The sequence below is a fragment of the Xanthomonas sp. NCPPB 2864 genome, assembly GCF_056675615.1.
Genome location: NZ_JBWWVS010000004.1, coordinates 93,707 through 120,116, shown reverse-complemented (window position 1 = coordinate 120,116; position 26,410 = coordinate 93,707). Strand labels below are relative to the sequence as shown.

Sequence of the window (26,410 nt, the reverse complement as noted above, 5' to 3'; positions counted from 1 at the left end):
TGAACGTCAAACACCTGGACCTTCGCAGCAACTGCGAGCGCGTGATGCCTTAGGTCAGGGTGGTGTCATGTGTCGGAGGAAATCGCTCTGGACGAGGCTGCATGCTAACGCGCTGAGGTCGGTCTGCACAACCCGATGGCGCGCTGCTGCGCACGCGCGTCGAGCCGAGCAACGCTGCCAATGCATGAGCAACATCAACGCACAGGCCGCTGGAAGCTGCGTGCTGGCATCGCATGCTGCCGCTGGCGAGGGCAAGCTGCATGCGTCGCGGGCGCAGGGCGTTGCGTGAGACACCTTCTGCACGCAGTGGATCTACCGGGCCAGCATGCGCCCCGTCGCTTCAGCCGCTGCCGGCAGCGCGTGGCTCAGTCGTCGCCGAGCACACGCTCACCCATCAGTTCGCGTTCGCGCTTTTCCAGTTCTTCGGCATAGCGCTTGCGCACGAAGCCTTCCGACAACACGCCCAGCACCTTGCGTTGTGCATCGATCACCGCCAGCTCGTCGGCCTGCGTAGCGTCGAAGACCTTCATGACCGCCACGATGTCGGTGTCTGCCAGCAATGCCGCATCGCGGTGCTTGGCGTAGTCGCTCACCGGCGCATCGGCCTGCACGTTGTCCGCATACAGCACCGCCAGCGGCACCACACCGGCGTAATGGCCGGCGGCGTCTTCCAGCACCACGCGCTGCGTGGACCCCAATGGAAACCGCCGGCGAAACTCGCTCACCGTGGTGTCGTGCGCAGTGTGGTTGGCGTCCTTGCGCATCATCTTGCCGGCCGACAGATTGCGCACCCACCCCACGTCGCGTGCGCTGCGGATGTTCTCGCCACGCAGATGCAGGCGCCAGGTGGAGAACGAATAGCCAAACACCTGGCGCACCACGGTATTGGCCACCAGCACCGCCACCATCACCGCGCTCGCCAGCACAAAGTCGTGCGTGCCTTCCAGGATCAGCATGGCCATCGTCATCGGCGCACCGACAATGGCCGCCGCCAACGCGGCCATGCCCACCAACGAAGCGCTGGTGATGTCCACCGCCGCGGCGCCGACCAGAAGGTTCAGGAACACCGCAAACAGGCTGCCCACCAGCGAGCCCATGAACAGCGAGGCGAAGAACAGCCCGCCACGGAAGCCGAAACCCAGCGAGATGCCCGACGCGATGCATTTGAGCACCAGCAAACCGGCCAATACCTGCAGCGTGCTGCTACTGGTCAGGTCCAGATGCAGGGCGCCATGTCCCGACGACAGCACTTGCGGCGAATACATCGCCAACGGTATCAGCAGCAACCCGCCCACCACCGGGCGCCCCCAGATCGGCAGCTCGATCCGCCCCACGGCGCGTTCGATACCGGCCACCAGCCGCATCACCGCGATGCCGATCAACGCGCAGGTCAGCCCCAACGCGATGTAGATCGCATAGTCACGCGGCTGCAATTGATAGGCGACCGCCGCCGGCAACGAATACGGCGCGGCACCAAGCGCATTGGCCATGAACGCGCCGGCCAGCGCCGCTGCGGCCACCGGCGCAAGCGCCGAGGGCGTATAGGCGCCGATCACGATCTCGAACGCGTAGAACGCACCGGCCAGCGGCGCCCCGAACGCACCGGCGATCGCGCCTGCCGCGCCGGCACCGACCAGCGTGCGCATGTCGGCCCGGCGTACCCGCAGGACACGGCCCAGCTGCGAACCGGCGCCTGCGCCCATCTGCGTATAGGTCGCCTCCAGCCCCACCGATGCGCCAAAGCCGTTGGACAGCAGCGTCTGCACCGCAACGATCAGGTTGTCGCGCATCGACATGCGCCCGCCGTGCAGGGCATTGGCTTCCACCGCATCCACCAGCGGCCGCTTGCGCCGCCGCGCCAGCAAGGCCACCAGGCCCACCAGCAGGCCGCCCAACGGCAACACCAGCAACTGGGTGGCGGTGATCGATTCGGCGGTACTGAGCCGCTCGCCCGGTGCAAGCGCGTACAGCCAGGCCTGCAGCGCATGCGCCATGCCGGCCTGCACCACCATCAGTGCCGCCGCGATCAGCCCCACCACGGCTGCCAGCCCGATGAACCACAGATCGTTGGCGCGCAACTGCCGGCGCAACCACTCCAGCGGCCGTCGCCAGGATGCTGCCGCCGGGTGCACGGCGTGCGTGGGGTTGTGAGGAAGTGGCTGCATGGAAGACCAGCGCTCCGCCGGATCAGGGTGCCGGCGCACGGGAGACGTCAGCGATGCGGACTAGTGTGCAGCAACCTGGCTGACCTGCCGCAGTCTGGCCGCGGCAGTGCACGCAACGAACACAGCGGCGGCAGTGGGCGCAGGCCACGCGCCGGGGGACGACACTCTCACCCCAGTGCACACAGCGGCGTTTCCCCGGGGCGCAAGGTCAGCACACGCACACCGGTACGCGTCACCGCCACGGTGTGCTCGAACTGCGCCGACAACTTGCCGTCGCGCGTATGCACCGGCCACTGATCCGGCTCGGCGCGGATCGCCGCCCTGCCCTGATTGATCATCGGCTCAATGGTGAACACCATGCCTTCCTGCAGCTGCATCCCGGTTCCGGCATGCCCGTAGTGCAGGATCTGCGGCTCTTCATGCATCTGCCGGCCGATGCCATGCCCGCAATATTCCTTCACCACGCTATAGCCCTGCTCGCGCGCATGCCGCGCGATCGCATGACCGATGTCGCCCAGCCGCGCGCCCGGACGCACCGCCGCAATCCCCTTCCACATCGCCTGATAGGTGGCCTGCACCAGCCGCCGCGCCGGATACGCCACCTCGCCCACTAGATACGTCGTGCTGGAGTCGGCGATATAGCCGTCCTTTTCCAGCGTGATATCCAGATTGACGATCTGCCCGTTGCGCAGCACGTCCGCGGCCGCGGGCACGCCATGGCACACCACATCATCGATGGAGGCGTTGAGCACGAAGGGAAAGTCGTACTGCCCTTTGCTGGCCGGCCGCGCGCCCAGCTCGTCGACAATCATCCGCTCGACGAAGTCGTTGAGTTCCAGCGTGCTGCGGCCTGCCAGCGGCAGCTGATCCAGCGCATGGAACACCTGCGCCAGCAGCGCACCGGCGTTGGCCATCAACGCAATCTCCGCCGGCTGCTTGATCATGTTCGCGCCGGTTTCAGGATTGCGGCCGCACGCCTGCCGCGCGCAGTTCCTGCGCCACGATGTCCTGGAACGAGGATTCCGGATGCATCTCGCACAGCATGCCGACCTTGATCCAGAAAGTGGCCTGCGCGTTGATCGACCGGCTGGTCACCGTGCACGCGCGGCGCAGTTGATCGTGCAGTTCGTCATCGATATTGACGATGCCCATGCAAGCTCCAATGTCATGAATATACGAATCGTATATGAAACGTATAAACACCTGCAATGCCGGCAGTTGCCTGCGGCTGCGCTCGCTGGGTACCAGGCGGACGCAGCCGGGAAGACATCAGGTAGGGCAACGCTAGTGACCGGCAACCGGCGAGCGCGCGCCCGCCGCAAAGCCGTGCTGCCGGGCACGCCATGCAATCAGCAACCCGATTGCCAGCAGCAAGGCCATGGCAATTGGAAAGGTCTGCGCGCCCCATCGGTCCAGCAGCACGCCGCCCACCACGCCACCGCCGGCGATGACGCTGTTCCAGGCAACCACGTTGAGCGACAGCGCAACATCGGCGCCTTCGCCTGCGCTGTCGGCAAGCGCGGTCTGCAGCAGGGTCGCCGCGCCGCCAAAGGTCAGGCCCCACACCGCCACACAGACGTAGACCACAGGCTGCACGTCTTGCAGCAACGCCAGCACCACTGAGATCGCAAGGAACGTCGCCAACGACACCAACACCGTGCCACGCAGATGCTGCTCCACCAACTTTGCCGCCACGCCGATGCCGACCAGTGCCGCAACGCCGAAGATCAACAGCAACACGTCCACGCGATGTGCCAGCCCCGCGTGTGCGGCGAACGGCGCCACATAGGTGTACAGGATGTTGTGGGCCAGCATCCACGCCATCACGGTGGCGAGCACCGGGCGCACGCCGGGCGTGCCGAGCACCTTGCGCAGCGGCACCCGCTGCGCTGCGGACTGGCCGGGGTAGTCGGGCACCTTCAGCAGCACCCACACGATCAGAATGAGCGTCAGTCCGGACATCGCGGCGAACGCGCTGCGCCAGCCCAGTATGCCGCCCATCCAGGTGCCCAGCGGCACGCCGAGGGAAAGCGCAACCGGCGTGCCCACCATCGCAATCGCCATGGCCCTGCCCTGCTGGTCCGGCTGCACCATGCGCCGCGCGTAACCGGCAAGCAGGCTCCACGCCAGGCCTGCCGCTGCGCCGGCAAACAAGCGCGCCACCAGGGTCAGCGCGTAACTGGTCGACAGTGCGGTGACCGAGTTGAACAGCAGGAAGCCGACGATGGTGAGCAACAGGACGTTACGCCGCCTCCACTGCCGGGTCGCAATGGTCAGCGGAATTGCGGCAATCACCGACCCAAGCGCGTAGGCGGTCACCGTCTGCCCGGCCAGTGCCGGGCTGATACCGAGGCCTGCGGACATCTGCGGCAGCAGTCCTGCCGGAAGGGTTTCGGTCACGATGCAGATGAAGCCGGTCATGGCCAGCGCCAGCAGCGCGGCGACTGGCAATGGCGGCGGGATCGCACCGGCGGTGGATGCAGTTGAAGAGGTCACACGCTGTCCTTTGTTGGGGAGGGGAATGCCGGTCAGGCCGCTACATATATATCGATCGATACACATCGAGACCGAAAAAAGCAGGTCTTCGTCCTGAGACCTGCCGGCCGGCACCACTGAGTGCCTACATATGTATCGCTCGATATATATATCTACAGGGCGACTGCGTTGTCAACGACATCTGTATCGATTAGTCTTGATGTAGAGATCGGAGGGCGCCATGGCGCAAATGGGAAGGCCACGCAGCTTCGACCGTGACGCCGCGGTGGAAGAGGCGCTTCACCTGTTCTGGGAACAGGGCTACGAGTCCACCTCGTTGAGCCAGCTCAAGGCCGCGATTGGGGGCGGCATCACCGCGCCCAGCTTCTATGCCGCCTTCGGCTCGAAGGAAGCGCTCTTCAAGGAATGCATGGACCGCTACCTGGCGACCTACGCCAAGGTGACCCACTGCTTGTGGGACGCCGCGCTCGGCCCCAGGCAGGCGGTGGAGCTTGCGCTGCGCCGCTCCGCCAAGATGCAGTGCGAGCGTGGCCACCCGAAAGGCTGCATGGTCACGCTGGGAGTGATGAGCGCGCCGTCGCCGGAGCTCTCGGCACTGTGCACACCGCTGACGCGCTCGCGCGCACGCACGCGCGCCGGCATCCGCGCCTGCGTAGACCGCGCCATCGCCGGCGGCGAACTCGGGCCCGCCGTGGACGCCGCCGCACTGACCTGCGTGTTCGACAGTTTCCTGCTCGGGCTATCCACGCTGGCCCGGGATGGCATGAGCTTCAAGGCGATGGATGCCGCGATCACGCAGCTCATGGGGTTTTGGGACGCCCAGGCGCGCTAGGTAGGCAGCGCTTCAACCTTGCCGCCCAGCAAGGCTGGAAGTCGATGCGCATGTGCTCAAGCGTATCCGCAAGTGCTGTGGCTGAAGCCCCTGCCACAGCCGGTGGCCCCCGGCCAATCCCTGATGCACTGGTCCTACGGCGGTTGGTGCGCGGCACCGGCCTCCGCCGTGCAGGCGCAAACTGAGCCAACTATTGCACTTTGCAACTATATTTGTAGAGTAGCGCAATGAAAGACGATTCCGCTGTTGCAGCCCTCTCTGCTCTCGCACACACCGATCGACTGGCCGCATTCCGAATGCTTGTTCGCGCAGGCCCAGACGGCATGCCGTCAGGGGAGATTGCCGAGCGGCTTACGATCCCCCCAACACGAATGAGCTTTCACCTCGCAACGCTGGAGCGTGCTCGCCTGCTGCGCTCCTGGCGCGATGGGCGACGTGTCCTTTATGCGGCGAGCTACGAGGACATGCGCCAGCTGCTCTCGTTTCTCACCGAGGACTGCTGCTCGGGCAACCCAGAGATCTGTGGTGTGGCCCTGACTCGTTGCGCATCGGAAACCTGCGTTTGAGCCTTCCTCAGCATTATGCCCGTCGGCCTGACACGGCCCAGCTCAAGGAGATCATTGCGATGCTGACGATCTATCACAACCCCGCCTGCGGCACGTCCCGGAACGTCTTGGAGATGATGCGCCAGTCTGGCGAGGACCCTGAGATCATCGAATATCTGCACACCCCGCCGACGCGCGAGAAGCTGGTCGAGCTAATTGCCGCCATGGGCATTGCGCCGCACGATCTGTTACGCCAGAAGGGAACCCCGTACGCGGAGTTGGGCTTGGACAATCCTGCCCTCACTGACGAACAGCTGGTGGACGCGATGATCGCGCACCCAATCCTTATCAATCGTCCCATCGTCGTTTCCGATCGGGGCGTGGCGCTCTGCCGGCCATCCGAGAAAGTGCTCACGTTGCTGGCCCACCCGGTCGCGTCCTTTACGAAAGAAGACGGCGAAGCGGTGACGACAGGCGGAGCGTCGAAGTAATGGGGGGCGTTGCCATGGATCTACCCGGCATCGATCCGACACACCTCACCCCAATCGACGTCAACGCACTGGCCACGCCCGGCGACCCCAGACATCCGCCCCGCATCCTCATCCTGTACGGCTCGTTGCGCGAGCGTTCCTATTCGCGGCTGCTGGCAGAGGAAACTGGCCGCTTGTTGCGCTGGTACGGCTGCGACGTACGCATCTTCGATCCGCACGATCTGCCGCTGCCCGACGGGGCGGCTCCAGACCACCCGAAGGTGAGTGAATTACGCGAGCTCGCCTACTGGTCGGAGGGTATGGTTTGGGTCAGTCCGGAGCGCCATGGCGCGATGACAGGGATCATGAAAGCGCAGATCGACTGGATTCCTCTCACCGAGGGCGCCAAGCGCCCGACGCAGGGCAAGACGCTGGCCGTCATGCAGGTTTGCGGCGGTTCGCAAAGCTTCAACGCCGTGAACCAGCTGCGCGTGCTCGGCCGGTGGATGCGCATGCTCACGATCCCGAACCAGTCATCCGTTGCCAAGGCGTTTCAGGAGTTCGATGAGTCTGGGCGGATGAAGCCGTCTGCCTACTATCAACGCGTCGTCGACGTTTGCGAGGAACTGGTGAAATTCACCTGGCTTGTGCGTGGCCGCTCGGCGTATCTGACCGATCGCTATTCTGAGCGAGTTGAAAACGCTGAAGAATTGTCCAAGCGCGTAAATCAGCGCTCCATCTGACCACTGCGGAGCGCTGCATGCTTGCCCTCGCGATTTTCATCGTCACCCTTGTTTTCGTCATCTGGCAACCGCGCGGGATTGGCATCGGCTGGTCGGCCCTCGCCGGTGCCGCAGTCGCTTTGGCTACCGGCGTCGTCGGGTGGAACGACGTCGGCACCGTGTGGGGGATCGTCTGGGATGCGACCTTTACCTTCGTCGCCCTCATCATCATCTCGCTCATCTTGGACGCGGCCGGCTTCTTTGCCTGGGCAGCACTGCACGTGGCTCGATGGGGCGGCGGCAATGGTCGGAAACTGTTTCCACTGATCGTTCTGCTAGGCGCCACGATCGCTACGGTTTTCGCTAACGATGGCGCGGCACTTTTGCTGACGCCCATTGTTCTCGCCATTTTGCTGCGCCTGAATTTCCCACCTGCCGGCGCGCTCGCGTTCACGGTGGCATGTGGTTTCATCGCTGACACGGCAAGCCTTCCGCTCGTTGTCTCGAATCTGGTCAACATTGTCACGGCGAACTTCTTTGACGTGTCATTCGGACGCTATGCAATGGTCATGGTGCCGGTAAATCTAGTGTCGGTCGTAGCGACACTGATCGTGCTGTGGCTCTGGTTCCGGCGCGACATTCCTCGCACGTATCCGGTCAGCGATCTCGAAGCGCCGCGTGAGGCGATACGTGACACGGCGGTCTTCCGTGCTGCCTTGCCCCTTCTCGCGTTGCTACTTGTGGCGTATTTCGTGACCGGGCCGCTCGGTGTACCCATCGCTCTGGTGACGGGCGCGGCCGCGCTGATGCTGATGGCAATTGCTGGCCGCTGGGCGACGGGCGGCAGAGGCGCCACGATGCAGCTGACGAAGATCCTGCGCGAAGCGCCCTGGCAGATCGTGCTGTTTTCGGTTGGCATGTATCTGGTGGTCTACGGACTCGGCAATGCTTGGCTAACTAAAGCGGCAAGTGCGGTCCTTGAGTGGCTGGCGGCGCAAGGAAGCTTTGTGGCCACGATCGGCACCGGCTTCGCAGTGGCGGGACTCGCCTCGATCATGAACAACATGCCGGCAACGCTGGTGGGCGCGCTCGCCATCGATGGGGCCAACGTTCCCGATGCTACCCGCGAATTGATGATCTATGCCAACGTCGTGGGCAATGATTTGGGTCCTAAGCTCACCCCGATCGGCTCGCTCGCGACGCTTCTATGGCTGCATGTCCTAGCCGGAAAGGGCCAACGAATCACGTGGGGCCAATACATGAAGGTGGGACTGATACTGACGCCGCCCGTTCTATTGGTCACCCTCGTCGCGCTTTGGATCTGGCTGCCGCTATCGCAATGATGGTCTGGGCGGTTGCTTGGACTGATGCACAACAGGTTGATGATGGCGCAACGAAATCGGAGCCGAGAATTCTCAGCTCCAGTAAGTTTTACAGGTAGCCTAACCGCTCGGACGCATAGCCCACATAGTGGCTAGTCATCTCCACACCGGTCCAGCCGTATCCCTCAAGCTCGGCCGCTACCAGTGTCGTGCCGCTGCCGGCGAAGGAATCTAGGATTCGTCCGCCTGTCTCGCAGATCTTGACCAGCTGCCGCTTCAAATCGGTGGGTTTGCCGGTCAGGTGATGCTTGTCAGCCTTGCGCACCGATTCACGGATGACCCCCGGCAGCACAGGCGCGCGGCGATCCAGTGGCATGTTGCCCTTGCTGCCCCACACGGTGTGTTCGGCTTGGTTCCAGCAGCGCCCCAACTGCGGCCGCACGCCTTCGGTCTTGTCCCACACAGTGATGTCGCGCCAGGCAACGCCGGCGATCTACAGCGCGTCGGTGACCAGCAGCACCGGCGCGCCTTCCTTGAGCACGCGCGCGCACTCGGACAGCCACAGGTGCATCCACGCCGGCCTTGCACAGCAGGCGGGCGCATTCGCCACAACGGAGGGTCTTGAGCATTGCGTGGTCTTGCGGTGGGACGAGATTACGCCGCTGCTCGTGGCGTAATTCGGTCAGGCTGGCACTGCTGGACTTGAGACATTGCTACACGGAACGACGGCGCAATTCGCGCCGGCATACGCTTATGTCGGCCAACACTGCCTTAAGGATCGCGGCACTCACCAATCGTTTCCGCACCGCCACCGCTATGAAGTGTGTTGCCTCAAGACTATTGCTATAGCGTTGCGGATTTTCCCGTTGACACGCTCCTAGCAGCGGAGCGAGTATTCCAACGTCGCCGCACATTCGGCGACCGGGATTGGCGTCCCGTAACCTGAGGCGCACCAGCGCCCATCGATCGATGCATGGCGCTTTTTTATCGCCCGCATCGTCGCGGGCGCATGCCGGCCAGCTTTATGGCGGGCGGTGCGCGGGGGCCGCAAGGCCCACCGGTCCTCAGGCCGGCACGCCAACCGCGTACCGTCCGCCACCCGGATTGGCGTCGGGGTGACGGATTTCCAAAACCTGAGGAGACCCGTATGTCCTACGACACCCAAGAAGCACCATTGTCGGCGGCGAGCCAGATTGCCCGCCAAGTCGACCTGATCATCAACGCTCTCGCTTGCAGCCATGCCACGTGGCTAAGCCTGATGGCACACCTCGCAAGTACACGCGAAGCCATCTACACCGTCACGTTTGCCGACGCTGCTGCAGCGATCACTACCGTCGATGCCTTAGATGCGCAGGTGCGGCGATGAGCACTAGCAAACAGTTCCGCGTCTGCACCGGCGTCACCCTCAGCTTCGAAATGATGCAGGGCTATGTGCTGGCCATGCTGCATTCCCACGCGCAGCCCGGTCTGCCGCCGATCCTGATCGCCTGCGAAGCCACCGGCTTCGATGACGTGTTGCCAGGCGGCGATGCGCAGAGCGTCGTACTGGGCCGACTGCATGTCTGTATGCATGAAGACCCGGCAGTTGACGTCCTTACTTGGCTGCGCAAGCAAGCGCACCGCAACGGAGCGACACGATGATTACCACACACGCAAACGCTTATCCAGAAGACGCCGACTACGCGATCAGCGAAGAAGAACACGGCGTTGCCCGATAGTTTCCGAGTCATAAAAAAGGCACTTGGGCGCGCGTCCAAGTGCCTGCTTTCTATTGGTGGGCCCACCAGGATTCGAACCTGGAACCAAAGGATTATGAGTCCTCTGCTCTAACCGTTGAGCTATAGGCCCGGCAGGGTGGGTGGCGAGATGCGGGGCATGTCGGACCGTCCAGCTGAGGCGAAAGTTTACCTGTCCGCGCGCGTCGCTGTCTGCTGACATCAGGCATTGATGAGGAGAAGCGCCCGCACCCACCCGTGCCCGTGCATGCCCACAAAAAAAGCCCGGCGCGAGCCGAGCTTCTAAATTTGTATGCGATCAGTGCGCTTTGCGCACCGTTCGCGGTAGACGACCCGGATCGACAAGCACCTCAGCAATCCCGAATCCCCACTCCCCACTCCCCACTACTAAGCCACCTCAAGCTGCGCATCGACCAATTGCCGGCCTGCACGGAATCCCTGCGCGATGGCTTCCTGGTAGGTCTCCCATCCCTGTTCCCGGCCACCGATGCGTGGCTGGCGTTTGCCGCCCAGTGCATACACGTCGACCCACAACGTCCACCTGGCGCCCGGGGACGCCTGCTCGGTGCGTACGCGAATCTCGTGCTCGCGGTATGTGGTGGTTTCAAAGCGGCTTTGCCTGCTCATACGACGGCCTCGTTCCATTCGTCCATCAACTTAGAAGCCACGGCTAGAACGTCACGTGAGTCAGGCAGAAACATCGGCTTTATGTTGCGCCGCTGTCTGGCTTCGTCGCCGGGGCGTGAATGTCGCCTGCGCCATCCCCGGCGCGTCCGTGCTTCGGCGACGTCCACCCGGGCAAGCATAGCGCGCAGCATGCCCCACAACGCAACAGCCCCGCATGTGCGGGGCTGTTGTGTGATCACTGCACCGATACGGCTACCGGATCAGTCGATGTCCAGGAACGAGCGCAGCTGTTCCGAACGGCTCGGGTGACGCAGTTTGCGCAACGCCTTGGCCTCTATCTGACGAATCCGCTCGCGGGTGACGTCGAACTGCTTGCCCACTTCTTCCAGCGTGTGATCGGTATTCATGTCGATACCGAAGCGCATCCGCAGCACCTTGGCCTCGCGCGGGGTCAGCCCTGCCAACACGTCTCGCACCGTCTCGGAGAGATTGATGTTGGTGGTGTTGTCGATCGGGGACTCCACGTTGGTGTCCTCGATGAAGTCGCCCAGATGCGAATCCTCGTCGTCGCCGATCGGGGTTTCCATCGAGATCGGCTCCTTGGCGATCTTCATCACCTTGCGGATCTTGTCCTCGGGCATGTCCATTTCCTTGGCCAGCTCCTCCGGCGTGGCCTCGCGGCCGAACTGCTGGAGCATCTGGCGGGAAATGCGGTTCAACTTGTTGATCGTTTCGATCATGTGCACCGGAATACGGATGGTGCGCGCCTGATCGGCGATCGAACGGGTGATGGCCTGGCGGATCCACCACGTTGCATACGTCGAGAACTTGTAACCGCGGCGGTATTCGAACTTGTCCACGGCCTTCATCAGGCCGATGTTGCCTTCCTGGATCAGGTCGAGGAACTGCAGGCCGCGGTTGGTGTACTTCTTGGCGATGGAGATGACCAGGCGCAGGTTGGCCTCGACCATTTCCTTCTTGGCCTTGCGTGCCTTGGCTTCGCCATAGGCCATCGCGCGGCTGATCTCCTTGATCTCGCCCAGGGTCAGGTAGTTGGCCTTCTCCATCTCGATCGAGCCCTGCTGCTCGGAGACGATCTGGTCCTTGACGTCGCGCAGCGCCGACGACCACTTCTGCTTGCGCTTGAGTGCGTCTTCCACCCATTCCAGGTTGGTTTGGTTGCCTTCCCAGGAGCGGATGAAATCCTTGCGCGGCATGCGTGCCACGGTGGTGGCCAGGTGCAGCACCTTGCGCTCGTGATCCTTGATGCCGTTGACCACGCCACGCAGCTGGGTGACCAGCGCATCGGTCAGCGGCAGCGGCAGCTTGAGCGTGGTGAAGATGGCGGCCATGTCCTCGCGCGCCTTGACCACCAGCTTGTGCTCGGCGCCGTTCTTGGCATAGATCTTCTTGAACTTGGCGTATTCGTTGGCCAGGTTCTCCATGCGCGTGGCCACTTCCACCGGGTCCGGACCGGTCGGGCCGGCCTCTTCCTCGGCAGCGTCGTCATCGCCGTCTTCGTCGTCGTCTTCATCGACCGCGTCTTCGTCGACGGCGACCGGGCCGGCGGCGGCCAGCGCAGCAGCGGCGGCGTCGGCTTCTTCGATCAGGTCGTTGAAGCCGACCACGATCTCGGCCAGACGCTTCTTGCCTTCCTTGTGCGCTTCGTAATCGGCCAGCAGCATTTCGGTCGACAGCGGGAACACGCCCAGCGCTGCCTGGACCTGGCTCAGGCCTTCTTCGATACGCTTGGCGATGGCGATTTCGCCTTCGCGGGTCAGCAGCTCGACCGTACCCATTTCGCGCATATACATGCGCACCGGGTCGGTGGTGCGGCCACCTTCGGTGTCGAGCGCGGTCAGCGCGGCGGCAGCTTCTTCGGCTGCGGTGTCGTCAACCTCGCGGTTGCCGGTGTTGCCATCGTTGAGCAACAGGGTTTCAGCATCGGGGGCAACTTCATGGACATCGATGCCCATGCCGTTGATCATGCTGATGATGTCTTCGATCTGCTCCGGGTCGACCAGGTCGTCGGGCAGGTGGTCATTGACTTCGGCGTAGGTCAGATAGCCCTGTTCCAGGCCCTTGCTGATCAGTAGCTTGATGTCGGATTGCTGGGCAGGACGTTCGTTGGCCATGAGTGCTCGCGCCACCGGCTTTGAGATTGGAAAGAGAACCTAGCATTATACCAGCGTGAAGCCCGGTCTGCCGGATTCAAGACAGGACCGCTGGTGGACGTGGGTTTCTAGGGTCTGAGAAGGAAGGTCACCGGGCCATCGTTGACCAGGTCGACAACCATATGGGCACCAAAGCGCCCGGTTTCCACCCCGCCGCAATGTTTTTGACGGCAGATCGCCACCAATTGATTGAACGCCCGTTCAGCCTCCAACGGCGGCGCCGCCGTGCTGAAGCCGGGGCGATTGCCGGAACTGGTGTCTGCGGCCAAGGTGAACTGGCTGACCAGCAGCAGGCCGCCGCCGGTGTCGGTGAGTGAGCGGTTCATCTTGCCGGCGTCGTCGGCAAACACGCGGTAGCCGAGCAGGCGCTCGGCCAGGCGCCGGATCTGCGCGTCGCTGTCGCCGGGTTCGACCCCGACCAGGGCCAGCAGCCCGGGACCGATCTGCCCGACGGTCTGCGCATCGACCGTGACGGCGGCGCGGGTGACACGTTGGATCAGCGCAAGCATGGGCACTCTCCGGCAGCAAACTGTGCCGCGCAGCATGCCCAGCACGGTTGGCACTGTCACGCGCGGGTCATCGCCGGCCGCGCTGTTTAGAATTGCGCGGATGAAACCCGATGTTCGCGCTCGCCTGCTCTACGCCACCGCCGCCACCGTGGGCCGCCTGCCGTGGCCGTTGCTCAAACGTGTGGCCGACGCGCTGGCCTGGAGCTGGCGCAAGCTCAATGCGCGCGAGGCGCGCGTGGCACGCCGCAACCTGGAACTGGCGTACCCGGAACTGGATGCCGGCCAGCGCGCGCAGCTGCATGCGCAGGTGCTGCGGTCGACCGCGCGGCAGACGCTGGAAGTGCTGCGCACCTGGACCCGCCCGCCGGCCGAGAACCTTGCCCGGCTGCAACGCAATGGCCAGGCGCTCTACGATGCCGCGCTGGCTTCCGGGCGTGGTGTCATCGTGGCCGCGCCGCATTTCGGCAACTGGGAGCTGCTCAACCAGTGGCTGTCCGAACGCGGGCCGATCGCCATCGTGTATCGCCCGCCCGAATCGGACGCGGTGGACGGCTTCCTGCAACTGGCCCGCGGCGGCGACAACGTGCGCCAGGTGCGTGCCGAAGGCCCGGCGGTGCGGCAGTTGTTCAAGGTGCTCAAGGACGGTGGCGCGGTCGGCATCCTGCCCGACCAGCAGCCGAAAATGGGCGATGGCGTGTTTGCGCCGTTCTTCGGCATCCCCGCCCTGACCATGACCCTGGTCAACCGACTGGCCGAGCGCACCGGCGCGATCGTGCTGTATGGCTGGTGCGAACGTGCCGGTGGCGACCTGCAATTCGCGTTGCATGTGCAGCCGGCCGACCCGGCAGTGGCCGACGCCGACCCGGTGCGCGCCGCCAGCGCGCTCAACGCGGGCATCGAACAGATCGCCCGGCGCGACCCGGCGCAATACCAATGGACCTACAAGCGCTACACGCTGCGCCCGCCGGGCAGCGGCGAGCCCAATCCGTATGCGACCGAGCGGCATCCGCACTGACGCCGGCTGGCTGAAGACGGAGCCGCTCGCACACAGCGCGGCGGCGGCAGCGGGTCAATCGTCGTGCGGATCGGCCGGCGTGGCGAGGATGCGCTGATAGAACGCCAGGTCCAGCCAACGGCCGAACTTGAAACCGGCCTCGCGCACGGTGCCGGCATGGGTGAAGCCGAACTGTTCGTGCAGGGCGATGCTGGCCTGATTGCTGGCATCGATGCCGCCGACCAGCACATGCACGCCGCGCTGTTCCGCCGCCGCGATCACGCCCTGCAACAGCAGGCGTCCAAGCCCCTTGCCGCGATGGTCGCGGTGCACGTAGATCGAATGCTCCACGCTGTACTTGAACGCCGGCCAGGCGCGGAAGGTGCCGTAGCTGGCGAACCCCATCAGGCTGCCGTCGGCAGCTTCCACCCCGATCACCGGAAAGCCGCCCGCGCGCTTGGTCGCAAACCAGCCGACCATGCTCTCCGGTGGCCGCGGCTTGTAGTCGTACAACGCGGTCGAATTGGCGATGGCGTCGTTGAAGATCTCCAGGATGGCGCTGGCGTGGCGGTCTTCGCTGCAATCGATAAGAGACATGGGGTCCGGTGCGGGCAGAGGGTCTTGGGATTAAAAGGCATTGCCGGGCGATGAACAACGCAGCCGGCATGCAACCAATCCACGCCTGCCGCGCAACTCAGACGGCGGGCGCTGGATGCAGCGTTCCACCCGGCCGTGGCGACTGGCGCTTGCGAACCACGCGACAATGGCCGCACGCGGCAGGCAACAGCCGCGGCGGCGTCCGCCTTGAAGCGGCCGTGGCAATCCCCATCTGGAGTCGTGCATGAGCAGCCCCGTCCCCTCCCCCAGCGCACAGGCCTTCGGTGATCCGGCGGCGATCCGTTGCGAGCGCGCCGCCTCCGAGCTGCGCGCCGGCCGCCCGGTGCTGCTGACGGCGGCCAACGGGCAGGCGCGCGCGGTGCTGGCGCTGGACAGCAGCACCGCGCAGTCGTACGCGGCCTTCGCGCGTGCGGCGCAGGGGCGGCACTATCTGTTCGTCACCCCGACCCGCGCCCAGGTGCTGGGCCTGAGCGCGCCGCAAGGCGCACGTGTGGCGCTGGTCGAACACGACTACGACCAGCTCGCTGCCCTGGCCTACCTGCGCGACACCCCGGTACCGACGCAATGGACCCCGGGCGATGCGCTGGATGCCGGCGCGGTGGAAATCGCGCGGCTGGGACTGCTGCTGCCGGCGATGCTGGCCGTGGAACTGCACGACGCGGATGACCACGCCGCCTTCGCCGGTTGCCAGTCGCTGACACTGGACGATCTGGGCAGCGGCTGCGCCAAATCCGCCGCGGCCGGCTACGAGCTGGTCACCCGCACGCCGGTGCCGTTGCGCGGGCTGGGGATGAGCGAGTTCGTGGTGTTTCGTGGCGGAGTGGCGCAGCGCGACCAGGTGGCGATCGTGGTCGGCCAGCCCGACCTGTCGGCGGCAGTGCCGGTGCGCGTGCATTCCTCCTGCCTGACCGGCGATCTGTTCGGTTCGCTCAAATGCGATTGCGGCGACCAGCTGCGGCATGGCCTGGCCAAGCTGAAGGAACTCGGCGGCGGCGTGCTGCTGTATCTGGATCAGGAAGGCCGCGGCACCGGCATCGCCGCCAAGATGCGCGCGTACGGCTACCAGCATGCCGGCCTGGACACCATCGATGCCGACGCGCAACTGGGCTTCGGCCCGGACGAGCGCCGCTACGGCAGTGCGGTGGCGATGCTGCGCGGTCTGGGCATCGGCCGGATCCGGCTGCTGACCAACAATCCCGCCAAGGCCGAGCGCCTGCGTGCGGCCGGCATCGCGGTGGAAGACCGCATCCCGGTGACCGGCGACATCACTCCGGAGAACGAGCAGTACCTGCGCACCAAGGCCGCGCGTGCCGGGCATGCGCTGGATGTGGACGCGCTGATTCTGGCCGCGCAGTAAGCGCCGCTGCGCCGGATGCGCCCGTCCGCGGCGCCCGGCTATGCTTGCGCACCGCTCCTGCAGGCCAACCTTGTGCACGACGCTCCACCGCCGCACCCCGAGGTCATCGTCGCTGCCGCGCCGGCACAGGCTCCGGCGGTGGACCACACCCAGTGGCAACCGCTACCGCAACGCGGTGCGTATGTGGCCGGCGTCAACGGCGCGCTGGGCGGCGGATGTGCCGGGCTGATCGCCGCCGGCGCAACCGTCGCCGTGCTGCACGCCTGGCATGACTGGCCGGTGGTGCTGGGCGTGACCGTGGTTGCCGCGCTGCTGGGTGCGTGGTTCGCGGTCAAACGGCATCGGCTCACCCACTGGAAACTCGACCAGCACGGCCTGGCGCTGCAACGCGGCCATCTCTGGCAAAGCGACACGCGCATCCCGATTTCGCGCGTGCAACACGTGGACCTGCGCCGCGGCCCGATCGAACGCGCCACCCGGCTGACCACGCTGGTGGTGCATACCGCCGGCAGCCGGCTCAACGCGGTGGCCTTGTCCGGCCTGGATCAGGGCGATGCCGAACGCCTGCGCGACCGCCTCGCCCGCCAGCTCGATCACGACGACGACGCGCTGTGAGCGCCATCGAACACCCCGGCCAAGACGAGCAGCGCCTGCATCCGCTGTCGTGGGTGTTCGTGTTGTTGCAGCAGATCCGCCAGTTCCTGATTCCGCTGGCGGCCTTGGTGCTGTTCGGCAGCCGCGATGGCAGCCGCGACTCGGCCGACCACATCGCCACCGGCGTGGTGATGGCAGTGCTGGTGGCAATCTCGGTGCTGCGCTATTTCACCTATCGCTACCGCATCGGCACCGATGGGGTGGCGATCCGCAGCGGGCTGCTGGAACGCAGCCGGCGCGATATCCCGTTCGCGCGCATCCATAACGTGGTGGTGCATCAATCGCTGCTGCACCGGCTGGCCGGCGTGGCCGAGGTGCGCCTGGAATCGGCCGGCGGCCACAAGCCCGAAGCGGAAATGCGCGTGCTGCGGCTGGACCAGGCACTGGCGCTGGAAGACCTGATCCGTCGCCGCACGCATGACGCCGATGCCAGCACGCCGCAGATCGAGGCCGACAGCAACACGCTACTGCGTCTGCCGCTGGGCGAAGTGATCCGGCTGGGGCTGATCTCCAATCGCGGCATGGTGGTGGTGGCTGCCAGCTTCGGCGTGATCTACCAGATGATTCCGCGCCGCACCGTGTCCAACTTCGTCGAACACAACGGCGAGCTGGCCTACCGCTACGTCAGCCAGATCCATCCGGGGGCGGCAGTGACCGCCGCGTTGGTGGTGCTCGGCGCCCTGGCCGTATTGGTCGCAATGCGCGCGCTATCGGTGGCGCTGGCGGTGGCGCAGTACCACGGCTTTCATCTTAGCCAATCCGAGCGCCGCCTCACCGTGGAGCGCGGCCTGCTGACGCGCATCCGCAGCAGCGTGGCGCTGCGGCGCATCCAGTCGTGGACGCTGTACGAAAGCCGCCTGCATCGCCTGTTCGGCCGTCGCCAGTTGCGGGTGGAGACTGCAGTAGCCGGCAGCGCCGACCGCGAAGGCAGCGCATTGAAGGAGCTTGCGCCGATTGCCGACCCGCAGCGCTGCGATGCCTTGTTGCAACGCCTGCTGCCGGGGATCGCCTGGCCGCCGGCACAGTGGCAGGCGATCGCCACGCATTGCTGGTGGCGATTGAGTCTGCCCACGCTGCTGTTGCTGCTGCCGCTGGTGACCGGCCTGGCCTGGCAGTTCGGCAACCAGGCGGCGTGGTTGCTGCTGTGGTTGCCGTGGAGCGCATTCAAGGCGCATCGCCAGGTGCACCGCATGGGCTACGCGGTGGATGCACGGTTTGTCGCCGTGCGCGGCGGCTGGTGGAAACGCTGGTGGCGGCTGGCCGAGCTGGACAAGCTGCAGGCGCTGCAACTGCAACGCTCGCCGCTGGACCGTCTGTCCGGCACCGCAACGCTGTGGCTGGACACTGCCGGCGCCAGCGCGGCCGGCCCGGGGTTGCGGCTGCGCTTTGTGCCGTTGGCGCAGGCGCAGGCGCTGCAGGCGCAGTTGGGTGCCGCGTTGGCGCGACGCAAGCTGCGTTGGTGATTGGGAATCGGGATTGGGAAGTCGGGATTCGGGATTGGGTGAAGTGCTGATTGGCAGCGGTCTCGTCGATGCGCAACTCGCAGTGATCAGCGTTGTACCGGGCCCCAGTATCCGAGTTCGCGGCGGATCTGCAGGCCTCGCCACACTGCGCCCAGCGGCTTGCGCCGCAGTGGGCCGAGCTTGCCGGCGATGAAGTCCTCGGTCGCTGCGATCACCCGCTCCGACGACTGCCCGTCGCGGTACGGGTGGATCGCATCGGCATAACGGGCGAGTGCATTACGCAGCAACGCATCCGGCGCCAGCGCGCGCGCCAGCTGCTGCGGCAATTGCCCGGGCTGCTGGAAGTCCAGCATATGCGGCTGCGGCACGCGGTTGCGGAAGGTCACCACCGGTTTGTGCTGCACCACAAACTCGGACACGATCGACGAGGTATCCGACACCAGCACATCGGCCGCACGCTGCGCGGCCATCACTTCTTCGGGTTCGACAAAGCGGGCATGCGGCCCGGCCAGCGCGCGATAGCGATCGAACAGCTCCGGCGCGCACTTCGGATGCAGCGTCAGCAGCCAGTAATGCGCACCGCGTGCGATATCGGCGGCGATCTCGTCGTAGAGCGCGGGCGCAGCGCTCAAGCGCTCGGTAAAGGTGGAACCGAACAGGATCACCGGGCGCCCGTTGGCGGGCGCGCGCAGTGCAGCGCTGCGGCCGCCATCGTCGCGGAACACCGGGTCGAGCTTGGGCCAGCCGGTTTCGACCACGGCAAAATGCCCTTCGCGCTCGGCAAGCGCGCGAAACGGCGCCGTGGTGGCCGGGCCCTGCGTGCAATACAGATCGAACAATCCGCGCACGCGGAAGTGCCCGCGGTTGTCTTCGCGTTTCTGCACGTTGAACCCATGGAACAGCTGCACCTTGGCGCCCGCAATGAACGGCGGCACCCAGTTGGCCGCGCTGAACACCGCACGCGGACGCAACGCCAGCGCCTCGCGCAGGCCGACCTCGCGCACGTCCGGCAACACCAGCCCGCGTGCACCGCCCTCGAACCACGCCGACACGGCGTGCCCGCGGGCCTGTAATGCCTGCGCCAATGGCGCCAGAATAGGCAACGCGTAACGCTCCGTTGCGAACAGCAGGTATTGAGCCATCACATGTCCTCTTCGACCGCACCCGACGAACGGCCGCGCATCAGCGCCTGCATTATCGCGTTCAACGAGGCCGATCGCCTACGCGACTGCCTGCGCTCGCTGGCGTTCTGCGACGAGATCTTGGTGGTGGACTCCGGCTCCACCGACGCCACCGTGACGCTGGCCACCGCGCACGGCGCACGCGTCCTGCAGCGCGCCTTCGATGGCTACCGCAGCCAGAAGGCGTTCTGCGTTGCGCAGGCCAGCCACGACTGGGTGCTGTGCCTGGACGCCGACGAACGCGTCAGCGATGCCCTGCGGGCGTCGATCGTTGCCGCGCGCGATGGCGGCTTTGCCGGTGCGGCAGGTTATCGCTTCGCACGGCTGTCGGATTATTTCGGCCGGTTCCTGCGCCATGGCAATGCCTATCCGGATCGGGTGCTGCGCTTGTTCGATCGACGCCGCGGCGGCTGGCGCGGCAAGCGCGAGATCCACGAGGCGGCCAGTGTCGACGGTGCAGTGGTGACCCTGGCCGGCGATCTGATCCACTACCCGTACCGCTCGCTGGCGCAGCAACTGGCCAAGACCCAGCGCTATGCGCAGATGATGGCCGAGCACGAGCATGCGCGCGGCAAGCGCGCGACCTGGAGCAAGCTGGTGCTGGCGCCGGCCTGGCGCTTCTGGCGCGGCTACCTGCTGCGCGGCGGGTTTCGCGATGGCTGGCACGGGTTGATCTATGCCTACGTGCGCGCCAACTACGTGCGCCAGAAGACCATCATGCTGTGGCTGCTGCAGCACAACCAGCCGGTGCAGGACCCGCCGCGTGCGGACGAGCGGCGCGGCGACTGAGAGCGGCCAGCAACACGACTGCGTTCGCCGCTACGTCGGCGCAAGACGCGCTCGAAGCCGGCAGTCCACCACGTCAATTCCGGTGACGCGCGAATAACCCATCGCCACCGCAAGCCCGCTTGCTAGACCTTGTCGGCCGCTCGAGCCGGGAACTCCTGCGCCTGACGCGCTGCCAGCCCGACCAGCACACCGACCATCGCCGTATAGAAGCTGGCCGACACCTGGTGCGCAAACATCGACTGGGTCAGTCCGCACAGCGCATAGCTCACCACGATCATCACCCCGGCCGCGGCCGGTCCGCGGAACTGGCGCTGGCCGCTGCGGCGATGCAGCCGCGCGAAGACCCATAACGGCACCCCGTAGACCGCAAACAGCAGCAACAGGCCCGGCACGCCCTGGGTGGCGCCCCACTCGGCCAGATCGTTGTGCGCATGGCCCAGATGGCAGCGCAGCAGCCAGGTGTCGCCGGCGCACACCGGCAGCTCGCGCATCGCATCGTCGAAGCGCCCGACGCCGATGCCGGTGAGCGGATGCGCGCGCAAGGTGTCCCAGGCCACATGCAGGCGCTCGATCCGGGCACCGGCGGACGAGTCGCTGTCGCCGACCTCGTAGCGCTGCAGGTCGCTCTGCAACTCGCCCAGGCGCATCTGCTGGGTCAACGCCGGCACGCTGAGCACCACGCCTACCGCCAGCACCGCACTGCCGACGAAGGTCAGCAAGCGCATGCGTGCGCTCTGCCAGGGCGCGCCCCAGATCAGCACGCCCAAGGTCACCAGCAGCGACAACCACACCCCGCGGCTGCCGCTGAGCACGATCACCACCACCGTGGCGATGGCCGCGCCCACCAGCCAGCGCACCTTGCCAGGCGGGCGGCAGAACACCGCCACTACCAGCAACATCAGCGCGATATCGGCAAATACAATCGCATTGGTCCAGCCTTCCGCGCGGTCGGCACCGTTTATCACCTGCAGCATGGCGATCAACATTGCCGCGAACACGCCGGCCAGCGCGCCACGCCATAGCCAGACCTGGCGCGGCCGCAGTGCGTACGCCCACACCGCCGCCCACGGCAGCACCAGAAAGCGCGAGCGGTTGTCGACATCGCGCAGCCCGTGTTCGAACAGCACGATCGACAACAGCGACATCGCGATCACCGCCGCGGCCAACCACCCCAGCGCGCGCAGCGACCAGGGGCGCATGGCAACGCCTGCGCGCAGGCTGCGCCAACCCACCAGCGAGCCAAGCAACAGGCACAGCCCGAACGGCAGCAACCCGCTCGGCATGCTGACCACCAAGGCGGTCAACGCGAACACGCCCAGTTCGGCAATGCCCACACCTGCAGGTGATGCGATGGGGGCCGACGAGGAAAGCGCAGCGGGCTGGGTGGGCAAGGAATTCATTCAGACATCGGTGGCAAGTGGGGGTGACATCGGGCGACACGCGTCAGCGACGCCGGCCAAGCTAACGATGCCCCGCATGAATCCATGCTAGACAGCGGCCGGCGACGGCATTGACGGGCCGCCGATCGCGGCAGACACCTGCGCTGCGCCGGCTCATTCGGTGTCCAGGTTGCCCTGCTCCTGCGCTTCCACTGCCCGCTGCTCGGAACTCGCCACGCAGCTGCCGTGCACGGCATCGGCCGGCACCAGCCACCAGCGACGGCGGTTGGCCACCCCCACCATCTGGCTGCGGCTGCGGTCCACGCAGGCCAGCAGCGCGGTCTCCTGCGCCATCAGCCAACGTCGATCGGGACGCTCTGCCTGCCAGGCCACCGCGCGCTGCAGCTGTTGTTCCCACGGCACCTTGAAGCCGAAGGTCTGCGCGGGGCGGTCGGCCATCAGCAGGTTCTGCTCTTTCCAGGCCACCAGCCCGAGCTGCGCGTCCGGGCCGATCCGGCGCCCGGCCTCGCGCATCACCGCGCCCGCCGAACTGGAGTCGTTGAAGATCGGATAGCAGACCAGACCGAACGCCACCCACCACGCGCCCAGCAGCGATGCTGCGGCAAGCGCGGAACGGCGCACCCGCAGCAGCAACAGGCTGGCCACGCCCCACAGACCGACTGCCAGCAGCAGCCAGCCGAGCGGGTCGGTGGCCTCGCTGCCGACCCCGCGGCTGTCCATGATCTTCTGCTCGAAGCCCGGGTGCCCGATCAGCATCGCCGCGCCGCCGGCAGCGAAGGCCAGCGTCAGCAGCAGCACGAATCCGAACAGCAGCCGCTGCACCCCGGCGCGACGCAGCAGGCCTGCCGCCAGCGGCGCCAGCGCCAGACAGAACATCGGCAGCGCCGGCAGGATGTACACATCGCGCTTGCCGCTGGGAATGGTGAAGAACACCAGCACCAGCAGCCACCAGGCCAGCGGCAACAGATAGCGCGCATCGCGTCGCTTGAGCCGGCGCCACCAGGCCGGGATCGCCCAGGGCAGCACCAGGATGGTCGGCAGCCACATCGTGGCCATGCCCTTGAAGTGGTACCAGACCGGCTGCGCGTGATCCCAGGAATTGGCATAGCGCTTGGCGGTCTGGCGCAGCAGGATGTCGTTGAGATAGACGCGGTACTCGGGCTGGCCGGCAGTCAGCGCGGTCACCATCATCGGCACGAACCACAGCAGGATCGCGACGAAGAAGAACAGCGGCCCCAGCCAGAAACGCCGATCGCGCACATGCACGCGCACGCCCGGCCAGCCGCGCGCCGCCGCGATGCCGGCCGGGATCAGCATCAGCAGGGCGATGATGCCGACCCCCTTGGTGATCACACCCAGCCCGGCGGCAAACCAGCCCAGCGTCCACCAGCGCCAGGCCGGCCCCAGCAGCAGATGGCGCAGCAACCCGTAATTGGCCAGGGTGATCCAGAACACCACCAGCGGATCGATCTGCGCCTTCTTGGCCTGGAAGGTGAAGTGCAGCGTGAACAACAGCATCCACGCCGCATACGCGCCCACGCGCCGGGTCCACAGGCGCCGCCCCAGGTCGTACACGCAGGCCAGCGTGCCCAGCGCCGCCAGCAGCGACGGCAGCAGGAACGCCACCCGCCAGTTGCCCAGCAGCGTGTAGAACAGCGCCTGCAGCCACATCAGCATCGGCGGCTTGTCCGAGTACAGCTCGTTGCCGCGATGCGGGAACAGCCAGTCGCCGCTCATCACCATCTGCTTGGCGACCAGTGCAAACCGCGGCTCGTCCGACGGCCAGGGGTCGCGCAGTCCCAGGCCGGCACCGATCACCAGAACGGCGGTGATGGCCAGCAGCCAGAAATCCTTGGAAGCACGAGTCTTGAGCATGACGGGCGGCAGTGGATGCACAGGTGGAGCGCCGGGATCGGCGCGCGGTTAGGACGCTTTTAGCAAAAGCGCGTAGAAAAAACCGTCGCAGTGCTGCTCGCCGGGAAAACGCTGGCGTCCGGCACCTGCCGCATGACCGAATTGCGCACCCAGCGGCTGCGCCTGCGCATCGGCAGTGCGTTGCAGGAATGCCTGCACCTGCGCCTGGTTCTCGCGCGCCAGCAGGGAACAGGTGGTGTAGAGCAGCTGCCCGCCCGGCCGCAGCGTGCGCCAGGTGGCGTCGAGCAGACGCGCCTGCAACGCACACAAGGCGTCGATATCGTCGGCACGGCGATGCAGCAGCACGTCGGGCTGACGGCGCACCACGCCGGTGGCCGAACACGGCGCATCCAGCAGCACCGCATCGAACGGCTGGCCGTCCCACCATGCGGCGGTATCGGCGGCGTCAGCGGTGTGCAAGGTCACCTGCGCGGCCGGCACGGTGCGCTGCAAGGTCTGCTGCACCCGCTCCAGCCGGCGCGCCTCCACATCCAGCGCGGTGAGCTGCAGGCCAGGATGACGTTCCAGCAGATGCGCGGCCTTGCCGCCGGGCGCCGCGCAGGCATCGAGCACGCGTGCCGACGGCGCCAGCGCCAGCGCATCGGCAACCTGCTGGGCAGAGCCGTCCTGCACCGAGACATCGCCGTCGGCAAAACCCGGCAACTGGCTCACCGGCACCGCCCCGTGCAGACGCACCGCATCCGGCAACAGCGCATCCGTGTCCGCGCCGATGCCCAGCGCGGCCAGCCGGGCGACATAGCCGGCCGGGTCGATCCGCGCGCGCTGCACGCGCAGCCACATCGGCGCCATCTGTGCGCTGGCCACGAAGATGCGTTCGGCCTGCTCGCCCCAATCGGCGCGCAGTTGCTTGCGCAGCCAGGACGGCCAGCCCGCATCGGCGGACACCGCCGGAAACCCCTCGCGCTGGGCGCGCCGCAGGATCGCGTTGACCATGCCAGCCTGCCGCGGCCGGCCCAGCGCGCGGCACGCGTCCACGGTGGCCGACAAGGCCGCATGCGCGGGCAGCTGCAGCACGTCGAGCTGGGCGAAGCCGGCCATCAGCAGCGCTTTCAGTTCCGCATCGCGCGGCGGCAACGGGCGTTCCAGCCACTGCCGCAATGCCACGTCATAGGCCGGGCGGCGGCGCAGCACCGCAAAGCAGATCGCCTCCACCAGCGCGCGGTCGCGTGGATCATCAAGACCGGGCAAGGTCGCGGCCAGTTCGGCCTTGAGCGAGCGGCCCTGGTCGAACACCGCCGTCAGCACCCGTGCTGCGGCCAGACGCGAGCCGACGCCGGCGGTTGCGGTCTCTGCCGACATCAGCGCAGCGCCGGCAGGTCGCGGCGCGCGTTGAGGTAGTCGGCAGCGGTGATCGCCTTGCCGCCCTCGCGCTGCAGCACGCGCACCCGCAGCGCGCCCTGCCCGCAGGCGATGTCGATGCCCTGCTTGCTGGCGGCGAGCAGGGTGCCCGGCGCCTGCTGATGGGCCAGCTCCAGCGCCACCGCACCATGCAGGCGCACGCGCTCGCCGGCCAGGACCGCCTCGGCCACCGGCCATGGATTGAACGCGCGTACCCGCCGTGCCAGCTCCTGCGCCGGCTGGGTCCAGTCCAGCCGCGCCTGCGTCTTGTCCAGCTTGTGCGCATAGGTCACGCCTTCGGCCGGCTGCGGCTGCGCCACCGGGCGGATGCCGGCACGCAGCAGGCCCAGGCCATCGGCCAGCACCTGCGCGCCCAGCGCGGCCAGGCGATCGTGCAGCTGCCCGCCGGTTTCCTGCTCGCCGATGGCCAGCCGCTGCGACAGCAGCACCGGGCCGGTATCCAGTCCGGCTTCCATCTGCATCAGGCAGACGCCGGTTTCGGTATCGCCGGCCTCGATCGCGCGCTGGATCGGCGCGGCGCCACGCCAGCGCGGCAGCAACGAGGCATGCACGTTCCAGCAGCCATGGGTCGGCGCGGCCAGCACCGCCTTGGGCAGGATCAGGCCGTAGGCCACCACCACCATCAGATCGGCATTGAGCGCGCGCAGCGCGGCCAGTGCCTCCGGCGAGCGCAGCGTCTGCGGCTGGAAGACCGGGATGCCGCGCGCAATCGCCTCCAGCTTGACCGGCGACGGCGTCAACCCGCGGCCACGGCCGGCAGGCCGATCCGGCTGGGTGTAGACCGCCACCACTTCATGCCGCTGCGCGGCTGCGCGCAACGAGGCGACGGCAAAATCCGGCGTACCGGCGAATACGATTCTCATAGGGCGGGGATTCGGGAGTGGGGATTTGTGAGTGGCAGTAGCGGGGAATGGGGATTCGGGCATCGGGATTCGCAGCAGGGGGCTTGGGCAACAGCGCAGTGGCTGGCCAATCCACATCCCCAATCCCGACGTGTCGCTCCATCCGTGTACGCGGAGCGCGCGCAGCGACGGCCTGCGCCATCGCTTTAATCACGCGCGA

24 protein-coding genes, 1 tRNA gene and 2 pseudogenes are annotated in these 26,410 nt (G+C 66.4%); 12 read left to right on the top strand and 15 right to left on the bottom strand.

Annotated features, from left to right (window positions below; genetic code table 11):
• Positions 1-365: 365 nt before the first annotated feature.
• The 4 genes from AC1KVE_RS11080 to AC1KVE_RS11065 all read right to left on the bottom strand — a co-directional run bounded on the left by AC1KVE_RS11080 (position 366) and on the right by AC1KVE_RS11065 (position 4,661).
• Positions 366-2,165: a chloride channel protein gene (locus tag AC1KVE_RS11080; protein WP_054592654.1), complete on the bottom strand. Its 1,800-nt coding sequence runs from the start codon at positions 2,163-2,165 to the stop codon at positions 366-368.
• A 167-nt stretch (positions 2,166-2,332) separates the two neighbouring features.
• Positions 2,333-3,109: a type I methionyl aminopeptidase gene (gene map / locus AC1KVE_RS11075; RefSeq protein ID WP_046344586.1), complete on the bottom strand. Its 777-nt coding sequence runs from the start codon at positions 3,107-3,109 to the stop codon at positions 2,333-2,335.
• Between the two features lie 13 nt (positions 3,110-3,122).
• Positions 3,123-3,317, bottom strand: coding sequence for a ParD-like family protein (locus tag AC1KVE_RS11070; RefSeq protein ID WP_481092093.1), 195 nt, complete (start codon positions 3,315-3,317; stop codon positions 3,123-3,125).
• A 132-nt stretch (positions 3,318-3,449) separates the two neighbouring features.
• On the bottom strand, positions 3,450-4,661 hold the full coding sequence (locus AC1KVE_RS11065) for an MFS transporter (RefSeq protein WP_481092092.1): 1,212 nt from the start codon (positions 4,659-4,661) through the stop codon (positions 3,450-3,452).
• 220 nt (positions 4,662-4,881) lie between these two features.
• On the opposite strand from AC1KVE_RS11065, the gene AC1KVE_RS11060 reads away from it, so the two are divergent.
• The 5 genes from AC1KVE_RS11060 (at position 4,882) to AC1KVE_RS11040 (ending at position 8,573) form a co-directional block, all read left to right on the top strand.
• Positions 4,882-5,493 (top strand): TetR/AcrR family transcriptional regulator, encoded by a 612-nt coding sequence (locus AC1KVE_RS11060; RefSeq protein ID WP_024938507.1) that lies wholly within the window; start codon positions 4,882-4,884, stop codon positions 5,491-5,493.
• A 227-nt stretch (positions 5,494-5,720) separates the two neighbouring features.
• On the top strand, positions 5,721-6,059 hold the full coding sequence (locus tag AC1KVE_RS11055) for an ArsR/SmtB family transcription factor (RefSeq protein ID WP_102580468.1): 339 nt from the start codon (positions 5,721-5,723) through the stop codon (positions 6,057-6,059).
• Positions 6,060-6,118: 59 nt separating this feature from the next.
• The gene (gene arsC / locus AC1KVE_RS11050; RefSeq protein WP_080931373.1) at positions 6,119-6,529 is read left to right on the top strand and encodes an arsenate reductase (glutaredoxin); all 411 of its coding nucleotides are present in this window, start codon (positions 6,119-6,121) and stop codon (positions 6,527-6,529) included.
• A gap of 14 nt (positions 6,530-6,543) precedes the next feature.
• On the top strand, positions 6,544-7,251 hold the full coding sequence (gene arsH, locus AC1KVE_RS11045; protein ID WP_184379437.1) for an arsenical resistance protein ArsH: 708 nt from the start codon (positions 6,544-6,546) through the stop codon (positions 7,249-7,251).
• 17 nt (positions 7,252-7,268) lie between these two features.
• A complete protein-coding gene (locus AC1KVE_RS11040) occupies positions 7,269-8,573 on the top strand; it encodes an arsenic transporter (RefSeq protein ID WP_481092091.1) in 1,305 nt (434 codons plus the stop codon).
• Positions 8,574-8,661: 88 nt separating this feature from the next.
• Here the strand turns inward: AC1KVE_RS11040 and AC1KVE_RS11035 are convergent.
• Positions 8,662-9,126: pseudogene (locus AC1KVE_RS11035) on the bottom strand (DNA methyltransferase); the annotation flags it as partial.
• 573 nt (positions 9,127-9,699) lie between these two features.
• Here AC1KVE_RS11035 and AC1KVE_RS11030 point away from each other — a divergent pair.
• Both AC1KVE_RS11030 and AC1KVE_RS11025 read left to right on the top strand, forming a co-directional pair.
• Positions 9,700-9,918 (top strand): hypothetical protein, encoded by a 219-nt coding sequence (locus AC1KVE_RS11030; protein ID WP_184458070.1) that lies wholly within the window; start codon positions 9,700-9,702, stop codon positions 9,916-9,918.
• On the top strand, positions 9,915-10,193 hold the full coding sequence (locus tag AC1KVE_RS11025; protein WP_161961094.1) for a hypothetical protein: 279 nt from the start codon (positions 9,915-9,917) through the stop codon (positions 10,191-10,193). Before AC1KVE_RS11030 ends, AC1KVE_RS11025 begins: the two co-directional genes overlap by 4 nt.
• Positions 10,194-10,324: 131 nt before the next feature.
• Here AC1KVE_RS11025 and AC1KVE_RS11020 read toward each other — a convergent pair.
• The 4 genes and pseudogenes from AC1KVE_RS11020 to dtd all read right to left on the bottom strand — a co-directional run bounded on the left by AC1KVE_RS11020 (position 10,325) and on the right by dtd (position 13,598).
• Positions 10,325-10,400, bottom strand: a tRNA-Ile gene (locus AC1KVE_RS11020).
• 275 nt (positions 10,401-10,675) lie between these two features.
• Positions 10,676-10,989 (bottom strand): annotated as a pseudogene (locus tag AC1KVE_RS11015) (hypothetical protein).
• A 186-nt stretch (positions 10,990-11,175) separates the two neighbouring features.
• Complete coding sequence (gene rpoD, locus AC1KVE_RS11010; RefSeq protein WP_016902493.1) at positions 11,176-13,050, bottom strand: RNA polymerase sigma factor RpoD; 1,875 nt, start codon at positions 13,048-13,050, stop codon at positions 11,176-11,178.
• A gap of 107 nt (positions 13,051-13,157) precedes the next feature.
• Positions 13,158-13,598, bottom strand: coding sequence for a D-aminoacyl-tRNA deacylase (gene dtd / locus AC1KVE_RS11005; RefSeq protein WP_481092090.1), 441 nt, complete (start codon positions 13,596-13,598; stop codon positions 13,158-13,160).
• On the opposite strand from dtd, the gene AC1KVE_RS11000 reads away from it, so the two are divergent.
• Entirely contained in the window at positions 13,597-14,613 is a 1,017-nt protein-coding gene (locus AC1KVE_RS11000; RefSeq protein WP_024938516.1) for a lauroyl acyltransferase, read from the top strand. The genes dtd and AC1KVE_RS11000 overlap by 2 nt on opposite strands.
• Positions 14,614-14,667: 54 nt before the next feature.
• Here AC1KVE_RS11000 and AC1KVE_RS10995 read toward each other — a convergent pair whose 3' ends face one another.
• Positions 14,668-15,189, bottom strand: coding sequence for a GNAT family N-acetyltransferase (locus tag AC1KVE_RS10995; RefSeq protein ID WP_016902496.1), 522 nt, complete (start codon positions 15,187-15,189; stop codon positions 14,668-14,670).
• Positions 15,190-15,433: 244 nt separating this feature from the next.
• Here AC1KVE_RS10995 and ribA point away from each other — a divergent pair, with 244 nt between their 5' ends.
• The 3 genes from ribA to AC1KVE_RS10980 all read left to right on the top strand — a co-directional run bounded on the left by ribA (position 15,434) and on the right by AC1KVE_RS10980 (position 18,684).
• Positions 15,434-16,567, top strand: a complete 1,134-nt coding sequence (gene ribA, locus AC1KVE_RS10990) for a GTP cyclohydrolase II RibA (protein ID WP_481092089.1) — start codon at positions 15,434-15,436, stop codon at positions 16,565-16,567.
• Positions 16,568-16,705: 138 nt separating this feature from the next.
• Positions 16,706-17,182 (top strand): PH domain-containing protein, encoded by a 477-nt coding sequence (locus AC1KVE_RS10985; protein ID WP_024938517.1) that lies wholly within the window; start codon positions 16,706-16,708, stop codon positions 17,180-17,182.
• Entirely contained in the window at positions 17,179-18,684 is a 1,506-nt protein-coding gene (locus AC1KVE_RS10980) for a PH domain-containing protein (protein ID WP_481092088.1), read from the top strand. Before AC1KVE_RS10985 ends, AC1KVE_RS10980 begins: the two co-directional genes overlap by 4 nt.
• Positions 18,685-18,770: 86 nt before the next feature.
• Here AC1KVE_RS10980 and AC1KVE_RS10975 read toward each other — a convergent pair whose 3' ends face one another.
• Positions 18,771-19,829, bottom strand: a complete 1,059-nt coding sequence (locus AC1KVE_RS10975; protein WP_184433170.1) for a CDP-glycerol glycerophosphotransferase family protein — start codon at positions 19,827-19,829, stop codon at positions 18,771-18,773.
• Here AC1KVE_RS10975 and AC1KVE_RS10970 point away from each other — a divergent pair, their 5' ends adjacent.
• Complete coding sequence (locus AC1KVE_RS10970) at positions 19,830-20,654, top strand: glycosyltransferase family 2 protein (RefSeq protein WP_184433167.1); 825 nt, start codon at positions 19,830-19,832, stop codon at positions 20,652-20,654.
• Positions 20,655-20,776: 122 nt separating this feature from the next.
• Here AC1KVE_RS10970 and AC1KVE_RS10965 read toward each other — a convergent pair whose 3' ends face one another.
• From AC1KVE_RS10965 to fmt, 4 genes are all read right to left on the bottom strand, one after another.
• Positions 20,777-22,054, bottom strand: a complete 1,278-nt coding sequence (locus AC1KVE_RS10965) for an O-antigen ligase family protein (protein ID WP_481092087.1) — start codon at positions 22,052-22,054, stop codon at positions 20,777-20,779.
• A gap of 153 nt (positions 22,055-22,207) precedes the next feature.
• Positions 22,208-23,929, bottom strand: a complete 1,722-nt coding sequence (locus AC1KVE_RS10960) for an ArnT family glycosyltransferase (protein WP_102253306.1) — start codon at positions 23,927-23,929, stop codon at positions 22,208-22,210.
• Positions 23,930-23,977: 48 nt separating this feature from the next.
• On the bottom strand, positions 23,978-25,288 hold the full coding sequence (rsmB, locus tag AC1KVE_RS10955) for a 16S rRNA (cytosine(967)-C(5))-methyltransferase RsmB (RefSeq protein ID WP_481092086.1): 1,311 nt from the start codon (positions 25,286-25,288) through the stop codon (positions 23,978-23,980).
• Complete coding sequence (gene fmt / locus AC1KVE_RS10950; RefSeq protein ID WP_047124865.1) at positions 25,288-26,211, bottom strand: methionyl-tRNA formyltransferase; 924 nt, start codon at positions 26,209-26,211, stop codon at positions 25,288-25,290. Before fmt ends, rsmB begins: the two co-directional genes overlap by 1 nt.
• Between the last annotated feature and the right edge of the window lie 199 nt (positions 26,212-26,410).

Excerpts from the sequence above, each read along its gene's own strand:
- AC1KVE_RS11025 (WP_161961094.1), top strand. The coding sequence starts at position 9,915 with ATGAGCACTAGCAAACAGTTCCGCGTCTGCACCGGCGTCACCCTCAGC.
- dtd (WP_481092090.1), bottom strand. The coding sequence starts at position 13,598 with ATGCTTGCGCTGATCCAACGTGTCACCCGCGCCGCCGTCACGGTCGAT.
- arsC (WP_080931373.1), top strand. The coding sequence starts at position 6,119 with ATGCTGACGATCTATCACAACCCCGCCTGCGGCACGTCCCGGAACGTC.
- AC1KVE_RS10995 (WP_016902496.1), bottom strand. The coding sequence starts at position 15,189 with ATGTCTCTTATCGATTGCAGCGAAGACCGCCACGCCAGCGCCATCCTG.
- AC1KVE_RS11080 (WP_054592654.1), bottom strand. The coding sequence starts at position 2,165 with ATGCAGCCACTTCCTCACAACCCCACGCACGCCGTGCACCCGGCGGCA.
- ribA (WP_481092089.1), top strand. The coding sequence starts at position 15,434 with ATGAGCAGCCCCGTCCCCTCCCCCAGCGCACAGGCCTTCGGTGATCCG.
- AC1KVE_RS11060 (WP_024938507.1), top strand. The coding sequence starts at position 4,882 with ATGGCGCAAATGGGAAGGCCACGCAGCTTCGACCGTGACGCCGCGGTG.
- AC1KVE_RS11070 (WP_481092093.1), bottom strand. The coding sequence starts at position 3,317 with ATGGGCATCGTCAATATCGATGACGAACTGCACGATCAACTGCGCCGC.
- fmt (WP_047124865.1), bottom strand. The coding sequence starts at position 26,211 with ATGAGAATCGTATTCGCCGGTACGCCGGATTTTGCCGTCGCCTCGTTG.
- AC1KVE_RS11055 (WP_102580468.1), top strand. The coding sequence starts at position 5,721 with ATGAAAGACGATTCCGCTGTTGCAGCCCTCTCTGCTCTCGCACACACC.
- rpoD (WP_016902493.1), bottom strand. The coding sequence starts at position 13,050 with ATGGCCAACGAACGTCCTGCCCAGCAATCCGACATCAAGCTACTGATC.
- AC1KVE_RS10960 (WP_102253306.1), bottom strand. The coding sequence starts at position 23,929 with ATGCTCAAGACTCGTGCTTCCAAGGATTTCTGGCTGCTGGCCATCACC.
- map (WP_046344586.1), bottom strand. The coding sequence starts at position 3,109 with ATGATCAAGCAGCCGGCGGAGATTGCGTTGATGGCCAACGCCGGTGCG.
- AC1KVE_RS11000 (WP_024938516.1), top strand. The coding sequence starts at position 13,597 with ATGGGCACTCTCCGGCAGCAAACTGTGCCGCGCAGCATGCCCAGCACG.
- arsH (WP_184379437.1), top strand. The coding sequence starts at position 6,544 with ATGGATCTACCCGGCATCGATCCGACACACCTCACCCCAATCGACGTC.
- AC1KVE_RS10970 (WP_184433167.1), top strand. The coding sequence starts at position 19,830 with ATGTCCTCTTCGACCGCACCCGACGAACGGCCGCGCATCAGCGCCTGC.
- AC1KVE_RS10965 (WP_481092087.1), bottom strand. The coding sequence starts at position 22,054 with ATGAATTCCTTGCCCACCCAGCCCGCTGCGCTTTCCTCGTCGGCCCCC.
- AC1KVE_RS11040 (WP_481092091.1), top strand. The coding sequence starts at position 7,269 with ATGCTTGCCCTCGCGATTTTCATCGTCACCCTTGTTTTCGTCATCTGG.
- AC1KVE_RS11030 (WP_184458070.1), top strand. The coding sequence starts at position 9,700 with ATGTCCTACGACACCCAAGAAGCACCATTGTCGGCGGCGAGCCAGATT.
- rsmB (WP_481092086.1), bottom strand. The coding sequence starts at position 25,288 with ATGTCGGCAGAGACCGCAACCGCCGGCGTCGGCTCGCGTCTGGCCGCA.